Below are 26592 nucleotides of genomic sequence, written 5' to 3' on the forward strand. Positions count from 1 at the left end.
CGGATTGATGGGCTGCCCGTTGTTTAACTCATCCTGTGACAGGTAGAATACAAGGTGGAAGCATTGCGGCCGCTTTATTTTATTTGATTAAGTTTAGTTGAACTCTTTAAATCGCTATTAAACAGCAATCGAAGAAAAAGTCCACATTGCTTCATATCTTCACCCATGGCAACGTCATCAATAACATTGACCCATTTTCCATTTTTAGAAGTCCATGTCCAGCCGCCCATTGTTCCCTGCGTTTCTTCAGCGCCATTATATAAAGTTAAATCAGGCTTTTCAGATACTTGGCGGCCTTTGCTCCAAGAGGTTGGCTTTTTGAACAGCCGAATGTCAGCTACCGGATTCTAAGTAACGCTGGTTCTTTGCTTTCGGACCGCACAAGCGCCATCCAGACATGGCTCTTTAAGCGTTTGAAGTCGATTTCAACTTCTACCGGCGCATCCGGTTTGCCATTGCCGGCGTTCATATACTGCTGAGATAGAGCGCCTAAGGCTGTACAATGTGGCGCCTTTTCCTATTTCAAATTCCTGTCTCGGCCTTGGCACACACTGTTCCTATGCGGTAAGTCATGCTTTGCTCGTGGCCTTCAACGTTTGGTGTGGACCGAAGTATGAGCAACTCCCAAGCACGACGCACCGAGGGAGAAATGCGGCGAATTGGCGCGAGTGGTAATAAGCTTTTTCATGTTCCGACCTCGCTTCATTCTGACGTCCAACAACTTGTTTCTATGCCTGGATAGCTTATACCGTTTTTTTATTATAACTGACAAGAATAGCTTTAAGACTACATTATCTAACTGCATAACCTGTCCAATACCTATAAAAACAGTTTCAGAATAATCTCATGATTGGCCGATCTGATCGGCAGCAAAAACCAGCCCGGCAGAGTTTGTGTGTTTTACAATAGGCAGCGCGAATTCGACCCTGTGTCTTTCGATAGCAATTTAGCAGCTGCCAAGGATTTAATCGTCGATACCTCCTTTGAGAACCCAGGTACTTGGCTTTTAACTCCAATTGTCTTTATTCTGCCTGCGTCAGTTACTAATGCTGGAAGCAACGGAGCTTGATAATAACGCTTTTTAGTCAATATTATTTGTAACAGAAATAATCAATAATCTTGATTTGCTCTGCATTAATCGGTCAAAATTAACTAGAAATCCTTAAGTTATTGATTATATAAAAGGCTATTAAATTGACTTATTTTTATACGATTTAAAAAAAAGCTTAATAAAAACCGCAGTTAAGCAATCGATAAAACAAACTATCCACAAAGTTATCAACAGATTTTGTGCATAACTCAGCAAATGATATCTGCTTCAGGGTTATTTATGACTAATTTTTTGTTTTTATTAAAGTCCTATGCAGCCAACCTTCAGCCACTGACAGAATCAGAAAGGCACGAAAGTGTATAATGTTCCTGCTAAAGTTAAGATGCTTTCCTTTCTCAAATTTTTTAATAATAATCGGCAGACAAAATTATACTTGATCTGAAATACCCCTTATCGTCGAACCAAAGGAAACCTGGAATAATACCCATGACGACTATGCAGGATATTATTGGTTATTTAGCCGCGATACTCACAACAGCCTCGTTTTTACCTCAGGCCATATTGACGATAAAAACCAAAGATACAAAATCTCTCTCTTTAAGCATGTATGCGTTGTTTACCTTAGGCGTGTTATTTTGGCTGATCTATGGCTTATCCATAGCGGATAAGGCGATAATTTTTGCCAACTCCATAACCTTGATATTAGCTGCGACCATACTTTCCATTAAAATTTACAATATATTATGCAATAAAGGCTAAGCCATAATTATTTTCTGTCTTTTACCCAAATTCCCAGGCATTTGACACCGGATAATTTTAGCCCGGGAAAAGGTAATAGCCGGACTATAATGTTTTTGAAGATTTCTTTTTCTTTCTTTAATAGTCCAATTTGAGTGTTCAGGCTGAGGTAATCGCTTGCTATAATGGCAACGATTTGTAGCTGTATTAATTCCGATCGAGAGGTTTTATGATTCAAGGTAGTATCGTAGCGTTAGTAACACCGATGTATGAAAGCGGTGCTGTAGATAAGGAAAGCCTCAAAAAACTGGTTGAATATCATATTGAACAAGGCACAGATGCGCTTGTTGCGGTGGGCACAACCGGCGAATCGGCTACCCTGGATGAAGAGGAACACTGTGACGTCATCAGGTCTGTCGTTAACTATGTCGGCGCTCGAATACCGGTTATTGCCGGAACCGGTGCAAACTCCACCACTGAAGCGATTACCCTGACCCGACTGGCTAAGGAAGCAGGCGCTGACGCCTGCCTGATCGTAACGCCTTATTATAATAAGCCTACCCAGGAAGGTTTGTTTCTTCATTACCAGGCTATCGCGGAAGCTGTCGATATTCCCCAGATTTTATACAATGTACCGGGTCGCACGGCTTGCGATATGCGGCCAGAAACAGTAGGCCGCCTGTCTCATATTGACCATATAGTCGGCGTTAAAGAGGCGACGGGAGATTTGTCCAGGGTTAAAAAGATTCGCGACTTAACGGGTGATGATTTTGCCATTTATACCGGTGATGACGCCAGCAGCCGCGAGTTTTGCCTGCTCGGCGGCAATGGCACTATTACCGTAACCGGCAATGTTGCGCCACGGTTAGTGCACGAAATGATTATAGCGGCAATTGAAGGCGATCGTGAAACCGCCTTGGCCATTGATACAAAACTGGCTGGGCTGCATAAGAACCTGTTTATTCAATCCAATCCTATTCCGGTTAAATGGGCAGTGGCGGAACTCGGCTTGATGGGTAAAGGCATACGCTTGCCATTAACCTGGCTGACCCAGGATTGTTTTGATGCGGTACGCGACGCCATGCATTTGGCCGAAGTTATTTAAATGAAATTTAAAATTTACATGTTTATTTTTGCGCTGGTTAACCTGTCGGCATGCACTTATATAAAAAATCTATTTCCCGATAAGGAAAAAGATTATCAGTACACCACAGAGATAGCCCCGCTGAATTTACCTCCTGACTTGAAAGGAAACTCTTTTTTAGGCGCTCCTACTGATGATTCCCCTAATTCTGGCGTTGAGACCTCCTCTACAACTGATTCAGCGCCTGTTGACACGCCTGAAAATACCGCAGAAGCAAGGCCTGAGCTAATTAAAGTTGAGCTGGTTAACTCCGAGGCGGGAGCAGACCAGCTACGGATAGAAGCTCCCCTTGCCCAGGCCTGGCGCATCGTGGGTAAAGCATTAAGCCGAAACTCAATTGAAGTAACCAGGCGTGATCAGGAAGAAAGTCTGTATCAGGTTCAGTATGATCCCGATGAAAAGAAAGTGGAAGACGGGTCGTTATGGGATGAAGTTGTCTTTATATTCACGGGATTTCAGGGCAATGAAAAAGAGTATGTACTCAAGCTGGTAGAAAATAACCCCTATAGCAATGTTATTGTTCTGGATGAAGATCGAAAACCTGTATCTGAAGGCCCCGGACTAAAGTTGCTGACGCTTTTGCTTGATACCATTAAAGCTGATCAGGCCAATAAATAACAAGCTCAAGAAATTTTTTACGTTTCTCCATGTTAAAAATCCCTGGAACCTCCGCGCTTTCCGACTTTCGTCTTAAAAAACTGCTTGTTCAACTGCAATGTATAGAAGCAGATATCAAGGCGGTTTCAGCACGATTCATTTACTTTGTTGATATTGAAAAAAGCTGGAATGACAGTCAAGCAGCCATTTTAAATCAGTTGCTTTCTTACGGTTCCGGGCAATCAATTGATGCGAAGGGAGAACGTCTGCTCGTGGTGCCGCGGCCAGGCACGATTTCACCCTGGTCCAGTAAAGCGACAGAGATTGCTCAGCGGTGCGGCCTGTCAGCAGTTATTCGTATTGAGCGGGGTATCGAATATTCATTAATGCCGGATACCTCATTATCGGACGCCGTTAAAAAACCAGTAGCCGATTTATTATACGACCGTATGACGCAGACAGTTCTGTTCGGTAATACCGAACCGGATTTGTTTACGCAGCATCAGCCTTTACCTTTTTTGAAGATTGCTGTTATCGAGCAGGGCCGCGAAGCGCTGCTTATAGCAAATTCGGAACTCGGCCTGGCATTGTCTGATGACGAGATTGACTACCTGGCCGAAAGCTTCAAGAAACTGGGCCGGAACCCGTCCGATGTTGAGCTGATGATGTTTGCCCAGGCCAATTCGGAACATTGCCGGCACAAGATTTTTAATGCCGGCTGGACTATTGACGGCGAAAAGCAGTCACGGTCATTATTCAGCATGATTCGCAATACGGCCGAAAAAAATCCGGACGGGATTTTATCTGCCTACAGTGATAATGCCTCGGTGGCTGAAGGTTCAACTGCGCAAGTCTTGATACGCAATGCCCTGAACGGCGAATATGGCTATGTCGAAGAAGCCGCGCATTTACTGATGAAAGTAGAGACTCATAACCATCCGACCGCCATTTCTCCTTTCCCGGGCGCGGCTACCGGTTCCGGCGGTGAAATTCGCGATGAAGGGGCAACGGGGCGCGGTTCGGCCACTAAAGCGGGTTTAACCGGATTTTCCGTATCCCATTTAAAAATTCCGGGATTTCCCCGGCCCTGGGAAGAGGACAACGGCAAACCGGAACGTATTGCCTCGGCTTTGACTATTATGCTGGAAGGCCCGCTGGGCGCCGCAGCCTTTAATAATGAATTCGGGCGGCCTAATCTGGCAGGCTACTTCCGCAGCTTTGAGCAAGCCGTGCCCGGCAGCAGCGGCAATGAATTCAAGGGTTATCACAAACCTGTCATGATTGCCGGCGGCATGGGTAATATTCGCCCGATGCTGGTTAAAAAACATACTATACCCGCAGGTTCCCTGATTATTATCCTGGGCGGCCCTGCGATGTTGATTGGTTTGGGTGGCGGCGCGGCTTCATCGCAGGCTTCAGGCGAAGGCTCCGAAGAACTGGATTTTGCCTCGGTGCAACGGGAAAATCCGGAAATGGAGCGCCGCTGTCAGGAAGTCATTAATCGTTGCAATGCGATGGGCGATGACACGCCGATTGTATCTATTCATGATATTGGCGCTGGGGGATTGTCCAATGCCGTGCCGGAAATTATTCACGACTGCGGCCGGGGCGGCCGTTTTGAATTACGGCAGGTGCAGAATGCGGACAAAGGCCTGTCGCCGATGCAAATCTGGTGTAATGAAGCGCAGGAGCGCTATGTCGTCGCCATCAAGCCGGAATCATTAGCCTTGTTTACGGGCTTTTGTAAACGCGAACATTGTTTGTATGGGGTCATCGGCGAAGCGACTGAAGAAGAGCAACTGGTGCTCAATGATGCTTTACTAGGCGATACGCCCGTAGCTATCCCCATGTCAGTGTTATTCGGCAAAGCGCCGAAAATGCACCGGCATGTTCAGCATGCGCCAGTAAAATCCCGGCCACTGGATTTTAGCGGTGTTGATATCAACGAAGCCATTAAACGCGTTTTGTCGTTTCCCGCCGTCGCCGATAAAAGTTTTCTGATTCACATTGGCGATCGGTCTGTTACCGGTTTGGTTGCAAGGGATCAAATGGTCGGTCCCTGGCAGGTTCCGGTAGCCGATGTCGCAGTAACCGCATCGGGTTTTTATGCGCTAACAGGTGAGGCAATGGCCATGGGCGAGCGCGCGCCGATTGCTGTTATTGATGCGCCTGCATCGGGGCGTATGGCGATAGGCGAAGCATTAACCAATCTTGCAGCGGCCCGAATTGAATCGCTGAAAAAAATTAAGCTGTCCGCCAACTGGATGGCGGCGGCAGGACATCCTGGTGAAGATGCCGCTTTATTTGATACGGTTAAAGCCATCGGTATGGAATTATGTCCCGAGCTGGGAATTGCCATTCCTGTCGGTAAAGATTCACTGTCGATGAAAACTGTCTGGAAAGACAACACGGACGAAAAGAGCATGACGGCCCCGTTGTCGCTGATTATTACCGCCTTTGCGCCTGTTATAGACATCAGTAAAACGCTGACGCCGCAGTTACAGCGTATTGAAGACAGCGTATTGATTCTGATTGATTTGGGCGCCGGCAAAAACCGTCTGGGCGGCTCGGTACTGGCCCAGGTTTACCGGCAAATGGGCAATAAGTGTCCTGACCTGGACAAGCCTGCGTTATTAAAAAGCTGCTTCGAGGTCATCCAGACTCTCAACCATCAGGCTAAATTACTTAGCTACCATGACCGATCTGACGGCGGTTTGCTTGCAACTGTGGCAGAAATGATGTTTGCGGGCAGAATGGGCGTGTCATTAACCCTCGATAGTCTGGGCGATGATGTGCTGGCTTCGCTGTTTAATGAAGAACTCGGCGCCGTGGTGCAGGTTCGCCGGAAAGACTGTGATCATGTCATTAATCTGTTAAATCAATCAGGATTGGCAGGTTGTGTGCAAGTAATCGGTAAAGTCGTTGAAAATCAGCAACTGACTGTCAGCCATGAGGGTAAGGTGATTTATTCTTCCAGCCGGGCGCACATGCAGGCCCACTGGTCTGAAGTCAGCTACAGAATGCAGGCGCAACGTGATAATCCGGATTGCGCCTTGCAACAGTTTGAACGCATTGCTGATGATAATGACCCAGGTTTAAATATGGCATTAACTTTTGATAGCAATGAGGATGTGACGGCGCCGTTTATTTTATCGGCAAGACCTAAAGTCGCTATTCTTAGGGAGCAAGGCGTCAATGGTCATGTAGAAATGGCGGCGGCATTTGACCGCGCCGGCTTTACCAGCATCGATGTACACATGAGCGATATTATTCAGGGACGGGTAAGTCTGAGTGATTTTAGCGGCCTGGCTGCCTGCGGTGGTTTTTCGTATGGGGATGTACTTGGCGCAGGCGGCGGATGGGCCAAATCCATTCTGTTTAATCCCCGCGCCAGGGATGAATTTGCAGCATTTTTCCAGCGCAAGGACAGTTTTGCCCTGGGCGTTTGTAATGGATGCCAGATGATGTCCGGCTTAAAGAAAATTATTCCCGGCGCTGAACATTGGCCGCGCTTTATGCGTAACGCCTCCGAACAATTTGAAGCCAGAGTGGCTTTGGTTCAAGTACAAAAATCGCCGTCAATCCTGTTTGCAGGCATGGAGGGCTCGAGAATGCCGGTTGCGATTGCGCACGGGGAAGGACGTGCAGCATTTTCCAGTGCCCCTGCGCTTGCTCTTGAAGCACAAACAGTCACCTTGTGTTATGTTGACAATTATGGATCTGTCACCAGTGAATTTCCTGCGAACCCTAATGGTTCACCATGCGGTATTACCGGTTTGACCACAACGGACGGGCGCTTTACAATCATGATGCCGCATCCCGAGCGTTGCTTCAGAACGCTGCAAAACTCATGGCATCCGGGCGAATGGGGAGATTATGGCCCGTGGATGCGCCTGTTCAGAAATGCGCGGGTCTGGGCGGACTTTCAATAACCGGGTTTTAATGAAATCAACTCCCTGTCGAACAGCTACTATGCTGTTTTAGTCTATGCCGTTATATTAAGTGCTACTGATTATGGATTATGGGCGCCATGAAAATTTCACCGGCTTATCGAAAAATCATTTACGGCTTAGTCGTGATAACCCTTATCCTGATTATCACGATACCCGATGTATTAGTTAACTTATTGCTGGAATTCACCCATGTCCTGTTTGAGTCAATTGAGATCGCCCTAGATACTCTTGTCGAACAAATTTTCCAAACCGGCCTTCATGAAACCCAGGTTATTGTCTTCTATCTGCTGCTATTTTTAGCCATTGCCGCTCTCTATTCCCTTTGGCTGATGGTGCCCCCTCTTTATCGCCTCTGCAAGGAAAGCCTGCTTGAGCTTTATTCGGATAAAAAAACGCGTTTTTTGATCTACTGGAATCAGTTAACTCCCCTGGAGAAAATTAAACTGTTCGTTGTCACAGCCGGAGCTGTCTATCTTTTGTTGGTAATGTTTGCATTTTGATGGTAATACGATTATTTCCTTAAGTTTATCGCACAATTAGCTTGAAATATTCATTACTGTTCCCCATATTTTTATTGAATACCGGATGGAACGGTTGTTCGGTATATGATTCACTATTTATTTTTATCTGGAGACTGATATGGCTATTACTCGTTATCAACCATGGGGTTTATTGAATCAATTACAAAGAGAACTGGAACGGGCTCATGAAGGAAATGGCGGCGAGGGATCAATTGCGACTGCAGAATGGGCGCCCGCCGTGGATATAAAGGAAGAAAATGACAAGTTTGTGCTGCACGCGGATATTCCCGGTGTAAAACCTGAAGAAATTGAAGTTAGCATGGAAAACGGCGTTCTTACCATTAAAGGTGAAAAGAAAACCGAAGCTAATACAGAAAGGGAAGGCTACAAACGCGTGGAAAGAACCTATGGTTCTTTTTACCGGCGCTTCAGCCTGCCCGATACTGCAAATGCCGATGCCATCAACGCCAAATCAAAAAATGGCGTTCTGGAGATCGTTATACCCAAGCGGGAGTCCGTTAAACCCAAGAAAATTAATGTTGCAGCTCAGGAATAAAAAAACGGAGCCTTCGGGCTCCGTTTTTTTATTGCCATACTTCAAACTTGATCTGGCGCTTTTAATTTAAAAATTGAAATCACTTTATCAATCCATGCGCCTGTTTCTACATCTGATAGTAAAAATATTTCCGCAAGTGGTTCGGCAATGCCCCTGAATTTATGTTCTTGCTGATCTGATGACAACTGAAGAACAGCATTAAGGATTGATAATCAGGAGCAGTCAGGGAAGTATGAATATTTTTAAGATAAGATCAGGCTGCGGTATTACGATGATAATCCGGCGAATGATAGCTCATCTTGAGTCGGTAACTCACCAATTTGATTATGCAAGAAATCGGGGGGGCCTTATAAGCCGAGAATATTTCCGATCCTTTAAAAAATTCTTATAAATGATTTCAGAAAATCTCCAGGCCTATCCCGGCGGCCAATGCATTCGGCGTCCGCCCAACAGGTGCAGATGCAGGTGATAAATGGCCTGTCCGCCGTTCTTGTTGCAGTTAAACACTGTTCTGTAGCCTTCTTCAGATAATCCTTCCTGTTCAGCCAGTTTTACCGCGGTTTGTAATAATTGACCTGCCAATGACGTATCATCGAGATGATTTAATGTCGGGATGTGCCGTTTCGGGATAATCAGGATATGAACAGGGGCCTGGGGGCTCAGATCTCTAAAAGCCAGCACGTTATCATCTTCAAACACTACATCCGGTTTAATTTCACCGGCCGCCATCTTGCAAAATAAACAGTCAGTCATAGGTTCACCTTTATAATCTACTCGTCTAAAAGCAGTAACAAGCAAGTAAGAGCTTTCAAGCTACATTAGTATCTAAATTTCTTCGTCCATTGAAGGCATGCAATAACGTACTGCTATCGGTAAATTCCAGTTCACCACCCATCGGTACACCATGGGCGATTCTGCTGGCTTGGACATGATGTTTTGCGGCCAGTTCGCCGATAAAATACGCGGTTGCCTCGCCTTCTACCGTTGAGTTGGTGGCCAGAATCAGCTCTTTAATATTGCCGCTTGCCAGGCGTTGTTCCAGAATATTCAGGCCGAGTTCATCAGGCCCTATGCCATCGAGGGGGGATAAACGCCCGTGCAATACAAAATAGTGTCCTTTGAAGGCCGTAGCCTGATCGACAATCCAGGCATCGGCGGGGCTTTCCACTATGCAAATGGTCGAGTCATCCCTTGATTTGTCAGCACAAATCTCGCATAGACTGTATTCGGTTAAGGTGCGGCACTGTTGGCAATAGCCAATTTCTTTAATTGCTTGCAGCAGGGTTTCAGCCAGCGCTTTTGCGCTGTTGCGGTCGCGCTGCAACAGCTGAAAAACCATGCGCTGCGCTGTCTTCGGGCCGACTCCGGGCAAACAGCAAAAACTCTGTATTAATTGTCCTAACAGGCCTTTTTTATGCATGCTAGAAAGGCATTTGGAAACCCGGAGGCAGCGGGATTCCTGCTGTGATGGCAGTCATTTTTTCCTTTTTCATTCTGGCTACTTTGTTTACGGCGTCATTGATAGCGGAAGCGACCAAATCTTCCAGCATATCCTTGTCTTCGCCAAGCAAGGAATTATCAATTGTGACTTTCCTGGCTTCCCGCTTGCCTGTCATTATAATCTTTACCAAACCGCCGCCTGATTCCCCGGTAATCTCTACGGCAGAAAGCTCTTCCTGAGCTTTTTTGAGGTCTTCCTGCATTTTTTGAGCTTGTTGCATGATATTGCCCAGTGCATTTTTCATTTTCTACACTCCATTCTATAATTTATACGGGCTCTATGGTACCGGGCATTACCCTGGCGTCAAAGTGTTCTTTTAAAGCCTGAATGTTTTCGTCTGAATTAATGGCTTCAATAGCGGCGAGCTGCTTATCTTCGCGCGCTTTAGTCAGTTGAACGGCGGGCGTGTCGATGGTTGTTTGCTTTGCGTTAATTACCAGCTTCAGCGATGTTCCCCGATAGGCCTGCAGAGCTTTTCGCAAGTTTTCTTCCGTGCGCGCACTACGCAATTGTTTATGGCCTGGATCCAGTAGTAAAGTGCAAACTGTATCATCAATATTTTCCAGAACGCAATTATTAGCCAGTTCCCTGGTCAAGCCGTTAATCTTCATTGCTGCAATCATATTCACCCAATTATCATCCGGCCTGGGAATAATTTTTTCCTCAGGGATTTTTTCAGCAATAACAGCGGGAGCCTCACTATTGTCTTTGGAATAATCAGGTTGCGTATCAATTCTGCTGAGTGTCCGGCGAATCTGGGCCTGCTTGACAGGCGCGGATTCCACAGCGGCCGGCCTGAAAGTCAGCATGCGCAGCATGACCATTTCAAAACCGCTGCGTGGATCGGGGGCCAGGTCAAGATCTCTTTGCCCTACCAAGCCTATCTGATAATAAAGCTGAACATCTTCGGGCGTAAACAGGGGCGACAAATCGGCAATCATATCGGCATCAAAATCATGATCTATGGCTGCCGGTATTTGCTGAACCAGTGCAATGCGATGCAGGATTTGCAATATCTGCTGTAATACCTCGCTGAAATCCGGAGTCAGATTCGCTATTTCATTTATTTTATCGAGAATCGCGGCCGCATTACCTTTGGCCAAAGCCGCTAATATGTCCTCAACAGGCTGCTGCGCCACTGTGCCCAGCATGGCCCTGACATCCTCCGCCGTTACTTTGCCATTGCCATACACAATTGCCTGATCCAGTAGACTCAAGCCATCACGCATGCTGCCGTCAGCAGCTCGAGACAATAATTTTAATGCAGCAGCTTCAAAGTCAACACTTTCCTGCTTGAGTATAAATTCCATCTGGTTGAATATCTGGCCTGGCAGCAAGCGTTTCAGATTAAACTGAAGACAGCGAGACAGCACGGTTACAGGAATTTTCTGGGGATCTGTAGTGGCTAACAGGAATTTTACATGCGGGGGCGGTTCTTCCAGCGTCTTCAGCAAGGCATTGAAGCTATGCCCGGACAGCATGTGCACCTCGTCGATCAAATAGACTTTATAGCGCCCGTGACTGGGCGCATATTGGACATTGTCCATTAACTCCCGAGTGTCATCGACTTTGGTTCGGGAGGCTGCGTCGACTTCGATTAAATCCACAAAGCGTCCTTCATCCAGATCCCGGCAAACCCTGCACACGCCGCAAGGATTAAAATCCTGAAGGTTTTCGCAGTTAATAGCCTTGGCTAAAATCCTGGCTATTGTGGTTTTGCCTACGCCGCGGGTTCCGGTGAATAAATAGGCGTGATGAAGCCTGCCATGCTGCAAAGCGTTCATTAACGATTTGACGACATGCTCTTGTCCGACAACTTCCGTGAAATTATGGGGACGCCATTTTCTGGCGAGAACCTGGTAGTTCATTGCAGGCTCGAAAGGCAGTGACTGTAGTGGGCGGCAATCGCACCAGCCGCATCCCGGCACACGAATCTGCTGCTACCGTTGCTCCCTTCCGGGCCTGGCGGGATTTACAGCGTATCGTTGCGGGAGGACCGATACGATTACCATTATACAAAAGCCGTACTGGCTAAAGGAGAAGTATTATCGTTGAATAAACTTAATAATACAAGCCGGGATAAAATAATTTCCGTGAAAACTAAATTGGGATTTTGACTGATCTGAGGGGCCCATTGCGAATTAAAAAAAATAACAAGCGGAAGTCGTAAAACTACAGGCTTGATTTTTTAAAATTCAGGTAAAACAAAATTGGATACCGGCTTCATTGCCTTAAAACCGCGTGTCGTCTAAAAGTTTTATTGGCAGGGCTATCAGCCAGTTTACGGCTGTGAAAGCCGAATTTAATTTAACGGCGGTTTATTCAGATTTTTCCATTCTCTAATAATGCAAGCCATAACGCTCTTCTGCAAGAACATCTTCCCATTGCCCAATGAGTTTTTTGTAAGCTGCACCGACTGGCGTTATTTTGCGATCAAGATCAAATAAGCCAAGTTCGTTTACCCGGCCTGCATCTTCTCGTAAGGCGGAATCCCAGTCTACTTGGTGCAACAAACTGTACCAGGTAAAACCGAAAATAGGGATGCCGTCCTGTTTAAGTCGATGCACATTTGCCCATTCTTTCCAAAACCAGTTCAGCGAGTCGGGCATTCTCATATTGGTTTCTGTATGCATAATCGGCAATTTATAACGGCTATAATATTGTTTGGTTATTACATAGTAGCCAAAGATTTCTCCTGACGGTTCAGTGCTTCCATCGGGATGTACAAGATGCTCATTGGTAACATAGTAATCGTTACCCATAATGCAACGTGCTATAACCTGGTGCTCTTCAAACCAATGGTATTCTTTGCGCGTCATGCCGTTATCCAACAGGTACTCATACATTCTTACGTTCAAGGGGTAGCCGTATACAAGATCGAGTGACAAGAAGCGTTTTTCATTATAAAAATTAGCGATATGCTGCGCATTCGGGTTTACCGGATGGAAATATTCCGACGATTCGCTTTGAATGAAAATAGCCTGCGGCTGTACTTCAAGAATTGCATGCATGGCTAAAACATTGGCCTGGCACAGATGCTTGATAGCTGTTACAAAGGCTTTATCTGTAGTCAGCCGTTCATTCCACCAGCCATACTGGGCTGAAAAAGTCGCGGCGATGAATATTTCATTGACGGGAGTATAGTGGGTAAGATAAGGGAAGCGTTCTGCGAAGGCTTTAGCGTATTCGGCGAAATAGTTGGGAAAATCAGGGTTTTGGAAATTACCTATCCAGTCAGGGACGCCAAAGTGACAAAGATCGACAATAGGAGTGATGTCTAGCTGCCTTAACGTATGGAAAGTCTGGTCCGTGAACGCCCAATCATATTTACCCGGAGCCAGATGGGTTTTGTAATAAGGCGGTCCGTATCTTAAATAAGAAATATCTAGCTCTTTGACCAGTTCAAGATCTGTTTGCCAATGCTCATAATGTCTGGTTTTTTCCATTTCATCAACGCGCCTCACCGCTCCGTCAGGCAATGCAATCGTCGGGTAACTGTTTTCGATTCCGGTCGCAAACATGAAGCTGTGCGTAAACATGCTCATACTTTCCTTATAAGATATCCAGCCTTCCACCATCGACGACAAGTGTGGTTCCATTTATATAGCTTGCTTCATCGGAGGCAAGAAAACAAATAGCCGCAGCCACTTCTTCAGGTTTGCCCACTTCGCCTTTTATCCTTTCTTTGCCGTCTTTAACATTAGGATTATTCCACAACATTGGTGTATCCACTGCCCCGGGTGCTACACAATTTATTCTTACCTGGCTATGCGAATATTCAAGACTTACGCCTCGTGCAAAAGCTTCCATGGCGCCTTTACTGCTAGCATAAGGGATCACGTTCGCGGTGCTTTCGTGGGCATGAACCGAACTGATATTGACGATAGCGCCCTTCTTCATATGCGGTAGGCAATATTTAGAGAAAAGAAACACCGAACGAAGGTTCACGGCCATGACCTGATCCCATTCTGCAGCAGTAAGATCGATGATCTTTTTAAACGTCATCATTGCCGCATTATTCACAAGAACATCCACTTTTCCCCAATGCTGCAAAGCAAGATTCACAGCAGCTTTAATTTCGTCTTCTTTTCCTACATCGGCTTGACTAAATAATGCGATGCCTTTTGCTTTTCCAATATCATCAACGGTTTTTTGGCCTTTTTCAGGATCACGATCAATTACTATAACAAGACCGCCTTCTGATGCCATTTGCATTGCCGTGACTTTACCTATACCCGACGCCGCGCCGGTAACAAGGCAAACTTTTTTATCAAAGCGCATAGATAAGTCCTTAACATTATTAAAGTTATACAAACTATATGCATTATAGTTAAGTGATAGTCTTACCCATGTTATTAAAAGTTCCCAAGCATATGCGGTAAAGAATTTTCCTATTGCTATAAATAATAAATTATATCCAGGATATGCCACGCATTTTTAGCAATAAAACTTCTGCGATTTATTTGAGCTGAATATTTTTTGGTAGGGAATATTTCATTGTGGACACATTTATTTGGGCTAACCCATGTTGTTTAAGGAGGTAAGCAAAACCCGGCAATAAAAAACTTGAAGACAGGAGCCGTTCGATTAACTCAGGAGTTTGATTGGCAAGGCTGGATAACCTTAAGCAAGGAAAGCCAGGCGTTCAATAGCCCTGGTAGCCCATTTACGCTGGCCCAAGCCAATAGGGTTTTATCGACGAATATTGAGATTATTTCTACATACTCAATAAGTTAAGCCGGGATTAACGTATAAATGGGCTCTAGTCCGGCCAGACAATCACCGCGCTGCGCAAGCGGTTTTTGCCAAAGCAGGACATCCGGCCAAAATCTTCGCGGGCAATGGGGACAAACTGGCAGTCCAGTTCGCTTTGACGGTTATCGTCCGGGTCTGAGTAAGATTGATAATATTGGTTCCTCTCACTTTCACGGCGTCAGAATGATCCCCTTTGTTAAGAGGATTGAAGAGGAGTTTACGATAAGTCAGTGCCTAATTGAATTAGATAACTTTGAAAGGCCGAACGTTTAGGGAGAGGGGAGTCAGGCGCCGGCGACAGCAAAGAGCAAAATCCACATTCGGGGCTTACCCCTTGACCCTATTTAATTCGTCGTGGCGATTGATTTGCGCATACACCAGTAGATTTCGCCGCCTAGCGCAGGGAAAAAAGCACCCCATAACAAATTAAACCGTAACCAGCCTTTAATATTCTCAAGGAATAATCCGCTTTTACGAAGAAAAAAGGCTCCAGAGATAAAATTCAAATATAGTCCGCTGCTTGTCGCCATATTCCTTATGCGTTGCGGTGAAAATACACTGACATGGCCAAATTTCGAAGCGGTAAGCCGAATTCGCTTTTGCCAATACGCTACAAGCCATTCTACTGTGACAGGAAAACCCCCTATTACAACTCCATTGGGCACTAATCCAGCGCTTAACCGGTGAACTAACCTTTCTGGGTCAAATAAATGTTCAAGCAAATGAAGTACGATGATCACATCATATTGTTCATCCAGGCAAAAATCCGGCGAGTCAACATTGGCTTCAATCTGTCTGGTATAACCAGACTCTGCTAATTCCGGCTGTAATTTATAATCCACTGCAACCCAGCAGGCAATATCGGTAAATCCCGCATCGCGCATAAAGCGCAGCATCTGGCCTCGGTCAACGCCAATCTCGCATACGCGCAATGAACGACCTAGTCGAATCTGCTCTTCTCGAATCAGATGGTACATAAACCAATAACGCAGCATCTTGATTGGGTAACGGGTGGCACGAGGTTTGGCAAAGAGATTTATTACCCATTGCTGTGCATCAAAAACAGAAAGATCCCAATTGTACGCAGCTTGTAAAGAAGACGTTGATGGAATCTGAGGCAAAAGCAGCTTTGCTCTGTCATTTATTAACTTCTCCGATTGTAAGCTTGTTTTCAATTCTTTAAATATCTCTTGTTAGTCGGTTGAAGTTATCAGTTGTCAGGATTTATTCTCAATAATTTTCAATATTGCCAGCTCAAGTCTGAAGTTTTACACATAAATCGACTTTAAAAACATGAGTGAGGCTTACAGAAAATAGCAATGTTAATACACCTGCAGCAATTAAGAAAATAAATAATGCGGTGTCAGAAGGCAGGCTATGATTGTTGCAGAGATAAATATCATGGGGCGCATTTAAAGCAAAAGTAAAAATCTGTCCGGCGGAACGCTTGCTTGCAGATGTGTTCTAGCCCGGCCAGACAATCACCGCGCTGCGCAAGCGGTTTTTACCGAAGCAGGACATCCGGCCAAAATCTTCGCGGGCAATGGGGATAAACTGGCAGTCCAGTTCGCTTTGGCGGCTATCGTCCGGGTCCGGGTCGTGCATATACAGGCAATCATCATCAAAACCGCTCATGACTACCCAGTGCGGGGTTTTTTTGCGATTTATAAGGAAAGTGCTTATCAGTATCAGCGGTATCGCCCCGGCATTAAAGGCGGTAATCAGCTCATTCTGGGTAATATCGGCATAAAAAATTTTGATGTCCTGTTCTTTGGCTTGCCGTTTAAAGCAGTTGTCAACCAGTTCCATGATCTGTTTTTTTTCTTCATTGCGAACGCCGTCAATAAACAGGGCGCCGGTCTGGTTAATCCAGACTTCAACTTTAAAATGACGCCGCCTTGCGGCCAGGGCAAGCCCTAGCGGATGGCAGCCGCCATGACCGGCGGTCATGAAAATGGTAGTGGCTTCCCGCCACAGGTTGATTTCTTCTTCGCGGGACGGCAAATAAGCTTTGTTAAGCCCATGCATGGCCATCATCAATGCCACCGGGCCGCAGGTAAAAGGGGTAGTTTGTCTCAACCAGTGTACGGTTCGGTGTTGCAAACTATCACGATAATGGCGGATGCGTTTCTGGTAGCGCAAGGCGTCTTTGTGATCTTCATAATAATCGCGGTATATGCCGAAAAGCTGATAGCCCAGCGCTTCATAAAGGCCAATGGCCGGGGTATTATCGATACTGACTTCAAGACGCAAGTAGAGCCGGCCGTCATCATTAGCGGCTTGTTCACCTGCCGTCATGAGCAGTTTGGCAATGCCTGAGCCTCTTAGTTGCGGCGACACTGCCAGCGAATAAACTCTGGCCAGCCGCGTACCGGGGTGGTAAATAATCAGCACATAGCCGGCGACAGCCTTTTCTACTTCGGCGACCAGCAAGGCGCAATGCTCCGCCATTAGCCAATGTCGGAAACTGCGCCGGCTTAATCTATCGGCTTCAAAGCCGGCTTGTTCAAGCTCCACCAGTTCATCAAGATCTTCCAGCCGGGCCTGACGAATCAGAATATTGTCGATATTCCTCAAGCTGATAGTCCATGCAATGCCTGTGCTATAACCTGGCGCGCACGAAACAGGACCATTTCCTTCCAGGCCTGATCAGCCGGACAGAAATGATGCCGCATAACCTTACTATGCTGCGAGCGAGCCTGGAGATTATCCGGTAGCGCCCAAAGTTGATGATCGCGCAGCAGGATTTCGAACAACTGATCGGTTCTGAACGTGCCGAACTCCAGGGTAATATAGCAGCTTCGTGCATTCATGACGGCGTGCCAGGCATAATCCAGTAAACCTGTTTTAGGAACCGAACTTGACGTGCCCAGCAACGGCAAGGTTACTGAATCGCCGTACAGTTTATAAGCGGCAGCTGTTCCGGCACTATCGGGGGCGTGGTCGCAAATGATTTCACCGTAGCCGTAAGGCCCCAGGCCGGTATGAATATCAATTACCGCCAAATCCCGTTCATGCAGGGAATATTTAGCAATAAGTTCTTCCGTGACCCGTCTTCCGTGCGCAGGCGCATGCCCGCCATAAAAAGGGCCGGCCGGGTCGCTATACTGTCCGGCGCTGATAGCCTTTTCAAGCGCCTCACGGCCATGCTGTTGCTCGAATTCGGCAAAGGCTGTTTTTCGCTGTTTTGCATCAGCTAAAAAAAACGCCGGTCTGAGCAGTTCATAGCCGGGATTTTCCGGCAATGGCGCTGTGAAATCGACCGCATTGCGATTAAGATCAACGCCGTCGGCATCGCAGCGCCGCTGCCACGCATAACCCCACGGCGTCAAGGCATGTACCATTAATACCGCGGTATCGGCCGGAACAGGAAGAAGGCTGGAGCCAATCAACTGCAAATGATCTATTTGTACAGCGCTGCCGGCAAATCCCTCTATGCCATGAGTGCCGCCGATCAGAACCACTATTTTTGAGGCGTTTTCATCGCCAATCCATGCCGTATCGGTGCTCAGTGATTCACCTTCAGGCCCGGCGCCGGGGCAATAATAAGGCACACTTTGCACAGGAATGGGCAGCTGAGCCAGGCGTGCAAGCCAGGATTGTCTGCCGCAGGCGTAGCTGGCAGGAAAAACACTGGGATCTATAACGGCAAAAGGAAGACTGTAAGACATAAGAGATTACCTGACTATTTTCCGTAGCATAACGCCAGTTAGAGTAATTTTGAAATATTTTCCCATGCCCACAGAAACACCTTGTATAAATAACGGTCTGGTTCCAAAATTATAATTTATTTTATTTCAGGATTTTTTAGCTATGGCGCGTACCATTCTGGTGGTTGATGATCTTTCGGACTGGAACCCTTATTATCCGAGTGATCAGGTCATTACCTTTGAAACTTATCTTGCTACTGAACAAAGTGAATCTGAAGGACGTGTCCGCGTTATCAATCTTTGCAGCAGTTATCGTTATTTGTCAGACGGATATTACTGTTCTTTGCTCGCAGAGGCGAGAGGCCACCATGTCATTCCATCTGTTAAAGTGCTTAATGATCTGGGCAAAAAAGCCTTATACCGGCTGCAGCTTGAAGATTTGTCCGAAGCCCTTGCGCGCACCGTTAAAAGTCAAAATACCGAAAATGAAATTACCTTGCTGAGTTATTTCGGCACTACGCCCGATCCGGCTTTTCAGGAACTCGCCAGGCTGTTATTCGAACGTTTCTCCTGCCCTGTCCTCGAAGTGACGCTGAACTTTCGACAGCAATGGGAAGTTACTGACTTGAAGGCCGTCTCCCATCGCGATCTCGATGAAGCCAAGGAAACCGTATTTGCCGAAGCGCTGGACAAATTCAGCAAAAAAGTCTGGCGCAAGGGACGTGCGCGCAAAGCCGCCCGCTACGATCTTGCCATACTGGTCAATCCCAACGAAGAGCTGCCGCCCAGCAATCGCAGCGCGCTGAAAAAATTTATCAGCATCGGCAGGCAGTTGGGTATTGATGTCGAATTGATAACTCAGCAGCATTATGTACGGCTGCCTGAATTTGACGGCCTGTTTATTCGCGAAACCACGGCTATAGATCATCATACCTACCGGTTTTCCAAAAAAGCCGAAGCCGAGGGGCTGGTGGTTGTCGATGATCCGACCTCGATGCTGCGTTGTACTAATAAGGTCTATCTTGCCGATCTGTTTCGCACGCATCGCGTGCCGTCGCCAAGAACCTGGCTGCTCCACAAGGGCAATGCCGATCATCTTGATAATCTGGAAGTCGAAGCCGGCTTTCCGGTGGTGATAAAGATTCCGGACGGCTCATTTTCCCGCGGCATAGTCAAGGTGCATAATCGCCGGGAGCTTGAGCTTAAAGTCGATGAGCTGTTTCAAAAATCCGCGCTGCTGCTTGCGCAGGAGTTTCTTTATACCAAGTTTGACTGGCGGATCGGCGTTTTTGACAACAAGCCCTTATACGCCTGCCGCTATTACATGGTTAAAAACCACTGGCAGATTTACCGCTACGGCGAAAGCCGCACCGATACCGGTCAATGCGATACCTTGCCCACCTTTGAAGTGCCTAAAGCCGTGCTCGAAGCGGCCTTAAAAGCAACGCAGACCATAGGCAACGGTTTATATGGGGTGGATGTCAAGGAAAAGGACGGCAGAGGCTATGTGATAGAAGTCAATGACAACCCGAACATTGACAGCGGCATTGAAGATAAATATCTCGGTGAGGAACTCTATCGCCTGATTATGACTGAATTTTTAAGACGTATGGAAAATCACAGCAAAGGCCTTTAGGTGATTCGTTAATCTGCCGGCTCTGTTAATCGAATTAGCATTGATTTGGATATAAATTATTGCAGCAACTTTTCGCCCGTTTCCTCTGATGAAAGTAAAACAGATCAACAGCTTGACGCAAGTTGATAGTGTGGCCTGGAATAAACTTGCAGGCACTGCCTATCCGTTTTTACGCCATGAGTTTTTGATGGCGCTGGAACAAAGCGGTTCGGTAGCCGAGCAAACCGGCTGGCGGTCTTCGCATTTGCTGGTAATGAAGGAAAACGAACTGCTTGCCTTTATGCCGCTGTACCTTAAAAACCATTCTCGCGGCGAGTATGTGTTCGATAATCAGTGGGCGCATGCCTATCACCAGTTTGGCCTGCGCTATTATCCCAAATGGCTTGCCGCCATACCATTTACCCCCTGCCAGGGCCCGCGTATTTGCATTAGTGAGCATGTTGACCAGCTTGAAGTCTCACGCTTGCTGTTTGTCTATATAAAGGAAAACGCTGCACAAAAAGAAATTTCGTCCTGGCACTGCCTGTTTCCTGATCAGCAGCAGGTTGAACTGTTTCGCGCCTTAGGGCTTGGAATTCGGGAAGGCGTACAGTTTCAATGGTTTAACAAAGGCTATCGGGATTTTGGTGATTTTCTGCAAACTTTGAATGCCAGTAAACGCAAGATGGTAAAGCGTGAACGCCGAAAGGTGAGTGAACAGGGCGTTGAAATGATCCGCTTGGCCGGACGAGATGTCAGCGAATTGCAATGGCGGATTTTTTTTCGGTTTTACACGATGACCTATATAAAAAGAGGATCTCGGCCCTATCTGAACCTGGAGTTTTTTTTGGCCTGCGCGGCAACAATGAGCGATCGCTTATTGCTGGTGCTGGCAGTCAAGGACAATAGCTATGTCGGAGCCGCGCTAAGTTTTGTCGGTACCGATACGCTCTACGGCCGGTACTGGGGATGTCTTGAAGAGTATAATGCGCTTCATTTTGAGGCTTGTTATTATCAGGGCCTGGACTATTGCATAGAACATGGCTTAAAGCGTTTTGATTCCGGCGCTCAGGGGGAGCATAAAATTTCCCGCGGTTTTGAGCCGGTCACTACCTATTCGGCGCATTGGCTTAGAGATGAGCAATTCGCTAAAGCCATTGAGCATTTTTTAACCGAAGAACAGCAAGCCGTGCAGCTTTATAAACAGGAGGCGTCAACCTATCTGCCTTTTAAAAAATAACGCGCTTTGTTGGAAAAATAATATAGACCTGCTACAGTCAGGCCTACCCCTGGAACACCGGGGTGCCTTAATATGTTGAGAGAGAAAAGATGATGTCTGAATATAAAAAATACGAATGCAGCGTTTGCGGCCATATTTACGATGAAGCCGAAGGCGATCCTGATTCCGGCATTGCGCCCGGCACGTTATGGAAGGATGTCCCTGAGGATTGGCGCTGCCCTGAATGCGGCGTGGAAAAAAGCGAGTATGTACTGCTCGGATAATTAATAATCTTCATGGAAGAACACCGCATGGACACTGTTATAATTGGCTCGGGGATAGCCGGCGTCAGCTTTGCGGAGAAATATCGCTTATTAACGCCGGCTGCGAAGATTACCCTGATAACCCGGGAAAATGACGGATATTATTCTCGGCCGCTGCTCTCGCGCGGTTTTAGCAAAAATGATATAGAGCAGTCCATTATCCTGAAACCGTTCGATAAGCTGCGGGAAAACGGCATCCATATTGTTATCAGCGCCGAGGCGACGTCCATCAATCGTAAAAACCAAACAGTTGCGGTTGCGGGTTCGGGTCAGGAACAATCATTGCCGTATGATAAGCTGGTAATTTCCCAAGGTTCCGCCGCCTTCATTCCGCCTCCCTTTAAACCTTATAATCAGCTGTTTTTTTGCCTGAACAGTCTCGCCGATTTAAAAGCCTTGCGAAGATTCCGGCAAGGCTTTTTAAATGAAAACAGGAATCCTGACTGGGCAATTGTCGGAGGCGGTTTAATCGGCTGTGAAGTGGCTTCCGATTTAGCCGTTGCCGGCGACAGCGTGACGCTTTTTCATGCCATGGACAGGCTGATGGAACGCCAGCTGGCGGCAGAGGATTCAGCTTTATTGCTTAAGGTGCTGACAGATTCTGGAATTAAAGTATTGCTGAATCAGAATGTCCAGGGGTTTGCCAAACAGGAGGAAAAGGTTTGCGTAAAAACCGATGTGTCTACGGGATTTGACGGCGTGATTGTCGCTTGCGGCTTTAAACCGCGCACCGGACTGGCTGAAAAAGCAGGTCTTGAAACAGGCCGGGGCATTAAGGTTAACCAGTATCTGCAAACGACTGATAATAATATTTATGCCGTGGGTGATATAGCCGAGTTGCCGAATGGAAAACTTTATGCCTATATTTTACCCATTCGCAGTCAGGCATTCTGGCTGGCAGGGTTCATGGCGGGGCAGGAACAGAACGAGTGGTCGCCGCCTGTATTTACGACTAAAGCCAAAGTACATGGCTTTGAGGCCGTTCATCCCTACACTCTTTAAGACTCTGCCTGCCTTAAAGTATTAATAATAACGCAATAAGCCAAAGTGGACTTTCCTATAAAATAATCCCCGGAGCGGCGGAGGAGAGGTAATCCATTCTCAACAATATCCCCTTACTTTCGAGCCAGGCCTGCGTGATGAAATACACGAATATCAGGCATTAAAAGACAGGTTCAGCAAGTTGTTATCGAGTTTTCCGGCACAAAAACTTTTGCCTGAATCCACGGCTGTGACAATGACGCTGGCCGGGCTGAACAGCATGGGATCAATTTTAAAGAAATCATATTCATACTGTTTAAAAATTTCAGCGAAAGGCCTGCCGTAATCCTTGGAAGTTGAACTGGGCAGTTCTTCGGCCAGTTTTTCCGCCGCTTCATCGCCGCCTTTTACAAATAAATGCACTTGACCGGCAAACAGGATGGCGTCATTGGTGCGGCCCATCGCCTTGACAAATTTTGGATGCGGCGGACAAATGGGCGCACTGCCGCTGCCGTCGATAATGTTTTCCAGCGGAAAATGCAGCGCATGGGCTTTGTGCATCGCCACTTCCAGGACGCGGGAGACAACCTGCACGCCGCCCGCAAGACTGCTGGTCGGCGTGACAATAATGGTTAATCTGGATGGATCGATATTGCAGGCGGCAGCGACTTTTTCAACGATCTGAAGGGGTGGGAGGGCATCATTTTCAATCACTAAAACAGTCGAATCGGCCTCATCCTGATAGCCCAGATCCTTGTAAAGCTCTTCAACCGGCTCCTGCTGTCCGTTTTTTTCCTTGCTTGCCAGGGCGCGGGCGGGGCCTGAACCCAGTGCGTAATATTTCTCATGGGATAAGCTCCAGCCCGCGTATTGGCTTCCAAGACAAGCCAGAACCGGATTGGCGGTATATACATTGACTGACAATGGCCAGTTGGCGGTATAGGAGCTGTGGCTGATGGTTACGGTGCCCATGCCGCCCAGACAGACTTCAGCAATAAGCCGGCCCGCTTCAATACCGCCCGGTACTTTAATGCCCGCATCAACGATAGTGCAGCCATTATTCAGCTTTTCTACGCCAAGTCTTAATTTGTCAGCATTGTCAAGCAGTCGTTTTACCAAGGGCTGGGCCAATTTATTAATGCTGGCTTTATATTCCATGAACTTGAAACCTTTTATTTTATTAATAATTATCTGCTGTCTACTCAGCAGCAGTTCTGCGATTTGCGATGACTGTTTTTGGTGAACAATGATACTGCAAACCGGCTGTCCGGTGCGAATTAATGAACCGGATTCAGGTAAATCCCTACACCATTCAGGCCAATCGAATTTATCGGGAATGATCAGAGCGTGTTCCGCATAAACAATCTGATAGCCTGTATAGCCCGGCTGCAGGGATGGCTTTAGCCGCTTATTCCCTGTTCCGAAGGCGGCTAAAGTCGCTCCTGCACACGCTTGAATATGCCTAACCAGCAAATCCTCATCATACAATTGCATGCTTGCAGAAGGGCGCGGATTAATTTCCAGGACATAACTGCAATTATCTGATTGTATAAAATCCAGGGTATTCAATCCCTTAAGCGCGAATATGGGCACAAGTCTGTTTAGCCAGTCCGTTATCAGCGCTTTTTGTTCATTCAGCAATTCGCTGCTATTGATGACGCCTCCAAACACAAACTCCTGAGTTTCGCTCAGCCTGATGATCGACTGGGTATTAAACCCTATGATTTCTACTCGCTGTCCATCAGCGAGGAATAATACGGAATTTTGTGTGCCTGCCTGATATTTCTGCCAATAAATCCCTGAGCCTGCATTATCATTCTTATGGCAATGCTTGACCCCGATGCCGCCATAGCCCTGTAACGGTTTAAGCAGCCAATTATCCGTATGCTCAGGCGCGCTGAAAGCCACTTCAGGATAAGGGATGTTCAACTCATCCAGTACGGAAAAAAACGCCTGCTTATTTTGCAGCCTTGCAAACGTCTCGGGATGATTGCCGAGAATAATCATCCGACTGTCAAGGTAATTGAGGCTTTCGGGATAATATTCCAAACCGCTGCCATAAATAACATGCGTTACGGCATAGCGCTTAATGAAATACTCTACAGCAGGCGTTACCTGCTCTTTTGCCAGTGAAGGTATTTGGAAAAAAGCCTCAGTGTAAGATTGCGTGTCAAGGTCGGCAAACAGATCGATGACTAACGGCTTCAGGCCGGCGTTTCTGGCAGCCTGGGCCAGCATACGGCCTGAACCGGCAATGATAAGTACAAATGCGCTCGATAACAAAATGCTTCCTACACAACAAAAACATCCCCGCCGCTATTTCGCGCACTGGCGGTAACAAAACTCAACTGATCAAGATGCGCAAATTGCTGTCTGGCCTGACGGGTAATCGATTCGGCCGGTTGCGCTCCTTCAATGGCGCAAAACCCGGTTGGCCCCCATGAGGTCTGGCCTATGGCGACTGTGCCACGGCGGCCCAGCCATTGCATGACTTGAGCCACTTCAGGGCTGGCAAAAACTCCGCCTTGCGCGGAGGCAAAATGCTCACCTACGGAACGTTGCAATTGGGTAATAACTTCGCCGAATTTAAAAATGTCTTTCTCGGCGACCGCAGGCAATCCCTGCATTAACAATAAATAACACAAGCGCGCGGCTTCCTGTTGCGGGAAAGCCGGCAGGTTTTTAAACGCCGTTATTTCCTGCTGTCCATGTAATCCCTGGCCGCGCTGATCAAAAACCAGGATAAAACGCCAATTGTCAGGCACATCCATATGAACCAGAACCGGCGGCGTTATAGTGTTTTCACCGCGCCCGCCATCGACCACCAGTCCGCCCTGTTCAAATACGCCAATACCTATCCCTGAACGCAAGCCCCTATCCATTACCGAGGCAATATCCCGCACGGTAAGCCCCAATCCATAAATTTCATTAAGCGCCGCGCCCAAAGCCAGCGACATTTGCGTGCCAGAGCCCAGGCCGACATGCTCCGGAATAGAAGTTTCAATGGTTATCTTCAGCTTATCGGACACGTCCAGGGCTTGACACAATAACGTCAGGCAGTTCTCTGCTCTCTGTGCAGAAGGACCGGTGATGAGGCGATGCGCAGCACCGGAGACCGATAATCGAATCGCGTGCTCATTAAGCGCAATACCGATGCTGCCAAAATGACGGCCTAATGATCCGCTTAAATCAATAAACCCCATATGCAGTCGGGCGGGAGCGATAACAGAGACTTTAGAATATTGAACTAACAAATGTTATGGATGTGCAGAAGACAAGGAAAGGGTGAAAATTATACAGTATCCGCTGGGCGCAAGTGAGTTAAGCGCGCATGGCATCAGCCAGCTGCGCCAGATCATTCATCAGCAGATCACAAAGATCGGCTGTCAGCGGATTAACAGGAAATACCGATGGGATGAATACCGAAAATGCGCCGGCTCTGGACGCCGCTTCAATACCGGCATGGGAATCCTCAATAACCAGACACCGGTTGATTTCAACGTGCAACAGTGCCGCAGCCTTTAAAAAAATATCCGGTTCCGGTTTGGCATGTTGAACGTGATTACGAGCGATGATGGTTGAAAAAATATCTTTTAAACCTGCCAGATCAAGACATTCCCGGGCATTACCCTCCAGACTGTTTGTTGCGAGGCAAAAAGGTATTTTTTGCTCAGTGATGACTTCAAGCAATTCCCTGAAGCCGTGTTTAACTTCTATACCATGGCTATTGACCTGCTCACGCCAAAAGCGGCCGGCCGTCTGATTAAATTCTTCCAGGTTAAAACCTGGGCCGTACCAGGTAATAAGTTTTTGTTTTAATTCAGCATAATGCAAGCCTGACAGCGACCGCCACGCGTGTTCAGGCAACTCATACCCCATTGCGCCGGCAGCCTGTCGCCAGGCTAGGATGTAACCGGCCTCGGTATCCAGAACCAGACCGTCCATATCAAATACAACTGCTGAAAAATCCGCCGACTTGAGCATTGCT

Annotated in this window: 26 protein-coding genes, 1 other RNA gene and 2 pseudogenes; 11 read left to right on the plus strand and 18 right to left on the minus strand. The window is 47.0% G+C overall.

The annotated features are described in order from the left end of the window. Positions 1–74: 74 nt before the first annotated feature. Both HUX64_RS10750 and HUX64_RS20115 read right to left on the minus strand, forming a co-directional pair. A complete protein-coding gene (locus tag HUX64_RS10750; RefSeq protein WP_174626238.1) occupies positions 75–230 on the minus strand; it encodes a hypothetical protein in 156 nt (51 codons plus the stop codon). A 107-nt stretch (positions 231–337) separates the two neighbouring features. Continuing rightward, positions 338–469: a hypothetical protein gene (locus tag HUX64_RS20115; RefSeq protein ID WP_281355269.1), complete on the minus strand. Its 132-nt coding sequence runs from the start codon at positions 467–469 to the stop codon at positions 338–340. Between the two features lie 381 nt (positions 470–850). Here HUX64_RS20115 and HUX64_RS10755 point away from each other — a divergent pair, with 381 nt between their 5' ends. The 7 genes from HUX64_RS10755 to HUX64_RS10785 all read left to right on the plus strand — a co-directional run bounded on the left by HUX64_RS10755 (position 851) and on the right by HUX64_RS10785 (position 8560). Then, complete coding sequence (locus tag HUX64_RS10755) at positions 851–1069, plus strand: hypothetical protein (protein ID WP_174626239.1); 219 nt, start codon at positions 851–853, stop codon at positions 1067–1069. 468 nt (positions 1070–1537) lie between these two features. Further along, positions 1538–1810, plus strand: a complete 273-nt coding sequence (locus HUX64_RS10760) for a SemiSWEET transporter (protein WP_174626240.1) — start codon at positions 1538–1540, stop codon at positions 1808–1810. A 208-nt stretch (positions 1811–2018) separates the two neighbouring features. Continuing rightward, on the plus strand, positions 2019–2894 hold the full coding sequence (dapA, locus tag HUX64_RS10765) for a 4-hydroxy-tetrahydrodipicolinate synthase (RefSeq protein ID WP_174626241.1): 876 nt from the start codon (positions 2019–2021) through the stop codon (positions 2892–2894). Further along, entirely contained in the window at positions 2895–3551 is a 657-nt protein-coding gene (gene bamC, locus HUX64_RS10770) for an outer membrane protein assembly factor BamC (protein WP_174626242.1), read from the plus strand. 29 nt (positions 3552–3580) lie between these two features. Next, positions 3581–7462: a phosphoribosylformylglycinamidine synthase gene (gene purL, locus HUX64_RS10775; RefSeq protein WP_174626243.1), complete on the plus strand. Its 3882-nt coding sequence runs from the start codon at positions 3581–3583 to the stop codon at positions 7460–7462. Between the two features lie 98 nt (positions 7463–7560). Further along, on the plus strand, positions 7561–7983 hold the full coding sequence (locus HUX64_RS10780; protein WP_174626244.1) for a hypothetical protein: 423 nt from the start codon (positions 7561–7563) through the stop codon (positions 7981–7983). A gap of 139 nt (positions 7984–8122) precedes the next feature. Further along, complete coding sequence (locus HUX64_RS10785) at positions 8123–8560, plus strand: Hsp20/alpha crystallin family protein (RefSeq protein ID WP_174626245.1); 438 nt, start codon at positions 8123–8125, stop codon at positions 8558–8560. Positions 8561–8601: 41 nt separating this feature from the next. On the opposite strand, the gene HUX64_RS10790 is transcribed toward HUX64_RS10785, so the two are convergent. From HUX64_RS10790 to HUX64_RS10845, 12 genes and pseudogenes are all read right to left on the minus strand, one after another. Next, positions 8602–8745, minus strand: a complete 144-nt coding sequence (locus HUX64_RS10790) for a hypothetical protein (protein WP_174626246.1) — start codon at positions 8743–8745, stop codon at positions 8602–8604. Positions 8746–8974: 229 nt separating this feature from the next. After that, on the minus strand, positions 8975–9313 hold the full coding sequence (locus HUX64_RS10795) for a histidine triad nucleotide-binding protein (RefSeq protein WP_174626247.1): 339 nt from the start codon (positions 9311–9313) through the stop codon (positions 8975–8977). A 55-nt stretch (positions 9314–9368) separates the two neighbouring features. Further along, on the minus strand, positions 9369–9980 hold the full coding sequence (recR, locus tag HUX64_RS10800; protein ID WP_174626248.1) for a recombination mediator RecR: 612 nt from the start codon (positions 9978–9980) through the stop codon (positions 9369–9371). Position 9981: 1 nt separating this feature from the next. Then, positions 9982–10305 carry a YbaB/EbfC family nucleoid-associated protein gene (locus HUX64_RS10805; RefSeq protein ID WP_174626249.1) on the minus strand — a complete coding sequence of 108 codons (324 nt, stop codon included), beginning with the start codon at positions 10303–10305 and terminating at the stop codon, positions 9982–9984. Between the two features lie 22 nt (positions 10306–10327). Next, positions 10328–11929, minus strand: coding sequence for a DNA polymerase III subunit gamma/tau (gene dnaX, locus HUX64_RS10810; RefSeq protein WP_174626250.1), 1602 nt, complete (start codon positions 11927–11929; stop codon positions 10328–10330). 37 nt (positions 11930–11966) lie between these two features. Next, an RNA gene (ffs, locus tag HUX64_RS10815) (signal recognition particle sRNA small type) lies at positions 11967–12063 on the minus strand. Between the two features lie 337 nt (positions 12064–12400). Beyond that, complete coding sequence (locus HUX64_RS10820) at positions 12401–13660, minus strand: family 1 glycosylhydrolase (RefSeq protein WP_217426503.1); 1260 nt, start codon at positions 13658–13660, stop codon at positions 12401–12403. After that, a complete protein-coding gene (locus tag HUX64_RS10825; RefSeq protein WP_217426504.1) occupies positions 13614–14492 on the minus strand; it encodes an SDR family NAD(P)-dependent oxidoreductase in 879 nt (292 codons plus the stop codon). The genes HUX64_RS10820 and HUX64_RS10825 overlap by 47 nt, the downstream gene beginning before the upstream one ends. A gap of 331 nt (positions 14493–14823) precedes the next feature. Further along, a pseudogene (locus tag HUX64_RS19690) lies at positions 14824–14943 on the minus strand (peptidase C39 family protein); the annotation flags it as partial. A gap of 217 nt (positions 14944–15160) precedes the next feature. Next, positions 15161–15937 (minus strand): class I SAM-dependent methyltransferase, encoded by a 777-nt coding sequence (locus tag HUX64_RS10835; protein WP_174626251.1) that lies wholly within the window; start codon positions 15935–15937, stop codon positions 15161–15163. A gap of 343 nt (positions 15938–16280) precedes the next feature. Next, a complete protein-coding gene (locus tag HUX64_RS10840) occupies positions 16281–17393 on the minus strand; it encodes a GNAT family N-acetyltransferase/peptidase C39 family protein (RefSeq protein WP_217426505.1) in 1113 nt (370 codons plus the stop codon). Then, positions 17390–18487, minus strand: a complete 1098-nt coding sequence (locus HUX64_RS10845) for a DUF2817 domain-containing protein (RefSeq protein ID WP_174626252.1) — start codon at positions 18485–18487, stop codon at positions 17390–17392. Before HUX64_RS10845 ends, HUX64_RS10840 begins: the two co-directional genes overlap by 4 nt. A gap of 142 nt (positions 18488–18629) precedes the next feature. Between HUX64_RS10845 and HUX64_RS10850 the strand changes: the two genes are divergently transcribed. From HUX64_RS10850 to HUX64_RS10865, 4 genes are all read left to right on the plus strand, one after another. After that, the gene (locus HUX64_RS10850; RefSeq protein ID WP_174626253.1) at positions 18630–20102 is read left to right on the plus strand and encodes a RimK family protein; all 1473 of its coding nucleotides are present in this window, start codon (positions 18630–18632) and stop codon (positions 20100–20102) included. 88 nt (positions 20103–20190) lie between these two features. Then, the gene (locus HUX64_RS10855) at positions 20191–21321 is read left to right on the plus strand and encodes a GNAT family N-acetyltransferase (RefSeq protein WP_174626254.1); all 1131 of its coding nucleotides are present in this window, start codon (positions 20191–20193) and stop codon (positions 21319–21321) included. A 92-nt stretch (positions 21322–21413) separates the two neighbouring features. Further along, complete coding sequence (locus HUX64_RS10860) at positions 21414–21584, plus strand: rubredoxin (protein WP_174626255.1); 171 nt, start codon at positions 21414–21416, stop codon at positions 21582–21584. 27 nt (positions 21585–21611) lie between these two features. Further along, a complete protein-coding gene (locus HUX64_RS10865) occupies positions 21612–22625 on the plus strand; it encodes an NAD(P)/FAD-dependent oxidoreductase (RefSeq protein ID WP_174626256.1) in 1014 nt (337 codons plus the stop codon). Positions 22626–22778: 153 nt separating this feature from the next. Here HUX64_RS10865 and mch read toward each other — a convergent pair whose 3' ends face one another. From mch to HUX64_RS10885, 4 genes and pseudogenes are all read right to left on the minus strand, one after another. Further along, positions 22779–23762, minus strand: coding sequence for a methenyltetrahydromethanopterin cyclohydrolase (mch, locus tag HUX64_RS20260; protein WP_174626286.1), 984 nt, complete (start codon positions 23760–23762; stop codon positions 22779–22781). Positions 23763–24110: 348 nt separating this feature from the next. Then, a pseudogene (locus tag HUX64_RS20265) lies at positions 24111–24842 on the minus strand (ATP-grasp domain-containing protein); the annotation flags it as partial. 53 nt (positions 24843–24895) lie between these two features. After that, positions 24896–25858 carry a beta-ribofuranosylaminobenzene 5'-phosphate synthase family protein gene (locus tag HUX64_RS10880; protein ID WP_174626257.1) on the minus strand — a complete coding sequence of 321 codons (963 nt, stop codon included), beginning with the start codon at positions 25856–25858 and terminating at the stop codon, positions 24896–24898. Between the two features lie 67 nt (positions 25859–25925). After that, positions 25926–26588, minus strand: a complete 663-nt coding sequence (locus HUX64_RS10885; protein ID WP_174626258.1) for an HAD family hydrolase — start codon at positions 26586–26588, stop codon at positions 25926–25928. Positions 26589–26592: the final 4 nt, after the last annotated feature.

The organism is Candidatus Methylobacter favarea (assembly GCF_902806695.1).
GTDB lineage: Bacteria > Pseudomonadota > Gammaproteobacteria > Methylococcales > Methylomonadaceae > Methylobacter_B > Methylobacter_B favarea.

Excerpts from the sequence above, each read along its gene's own strand:
- HUX64_RS10750 (WP_174626238.1), bottom strand. The coding sequence starts at position 230 with ATGGGCGGCTGGACATGGACTTCTAAAAATGGAAAATGGGTCAATGTT.
- HUX64_RS20115 (WP_281355269.1), bottom strand. The coding sequence starts at position 469 with ATGAACGCCGGCAATGGCAAACCGGATGCGCCGGTAGAAGTTGAAATC.
- HUX64_RS10760 (WP_174626240.1), top strand. The coding sequence starts at position 1,538 with ATGACGACTATGCAGGATATTATTGGTTATTTAGCCGCGATACTCACA.
- dapA (WP_174626241.1), top strand. The coding sequence starts at position 2,019 with ATGATTCAAGGTAGTATCGTAGCGTTAGTAACACCGATGTATGAAAGC.
- bamC (WP_174626242.1), top strand. The coding sequence starts at position 2,895 with ATGAAATTTAAAATTTACATGTTTATTTTTGCGCTGGTTAACCTGTCG.
- purL (WP_174626243.1), top strand. The coding sequence starts at position 3,581 with ATGTTAAAAATCCCTGGAACCTCCGCGCTTTCCGACTTTCGTCTTAAA.
- HUX64_RS10780 (WP_174626244.1), top strand. The coding sequence starts at position 7,561 with ATGAAAATTTCACCGGCTTATCGAAAAATCATTTACGGCTTAGTCGTG.
- HUX64_RS10785 (WP_174626245.1), top strand. The coding sequence starts at position 8,123 with ATGGCTATTACTCGTTATCAACCATGGGGTTTATTGAATCAATTACAA.
- HUX64_RS10795 (WP_174626247.1), bottom strand. The coding sequence starts at position 9,313 with ATGACTGACTGTTTATTTTGCAAGATGGCGGCCGGTGAAATTAAACCG.
- recR (WP_174626248.1), bottom strand. The coding sequence starts at position 9,980 with ATGCATAAAAAAGGCCTGTTAGGACAATTAATACAGAGTTTTTGCTGT.
- HUX64_RS10805 (WP_174626249.1), bottom strand. The coding sequence starts at position 10,305 with ATGAAAAATGCACTGGGCAATATCATGCAACAAGCTCAAAAAATGCAG.
- dnaX (WP_174626250.1), bottom strand. The coding sequence starts at position 11,929 with ATGAACTACCAGGTTCTCGCCAGAAAATGGCGTCCCCATAATTTCACG.
- HUX64_RS10820 (WP_217426503.1), bottom strand. The coding sequence starts at position 13,660 with ATGGAACCACACTTGTCGTCGATGGTGGAAGGCTGGATATCTTATAAG.
- HUX64_RS10845 (WP_174626252.1), bottom strand. The coding sequence starts at position 18,487 with ATGTCTTACAGTCTTCCTTTTGCCGTTATAGATCCCAGTGTTTTTCCT.
- HUX64_RS10850 (WP_174626253.1), top strand. The coding sequence starts at position 18,630 with ATGGCGCGTACCATTCTGGTGGTTGATGATCTTTCGGACTGGAACCCT.
- HUX64_RS10855 (WP_174626254.1), top strand. The coding sequence starts at position 20,191 with ATGAAAGTAAAACAGATCAACAGCTTGACGCAAGTTGATAGTGTGGCC.
- HUX64_RS10860 (WP_174626255.1), top strand. The coding sequence starts at position 21,414 with ATGTCTGAATATAAAAAATACGAATGCAGCGTTTGCGGCCATATTTAC.
- HUX64_RS10865 (WP_174626256.1), top strand. The coding sequence starts at position 21,612 with ATGGACACTGTTATAATTGGCTCGGGGATAGCCGGCGTCAGCTTTGCG.
- mch (WP_174626286.1), bottom strand. The coding sequence starts at position 23,762 with ATGGAATATAAAGCCAGCATTAATAAATTGGCCCAGCCCTTGGTAAAA.
- HUX64_RS10885 (WP_174626258.1), bottom strand. The coding sequence starts at position 26,588 with ATGCTCAAGTCGGCGGATTTTTCAGCAGTTGTATTTGATATGGACGGT.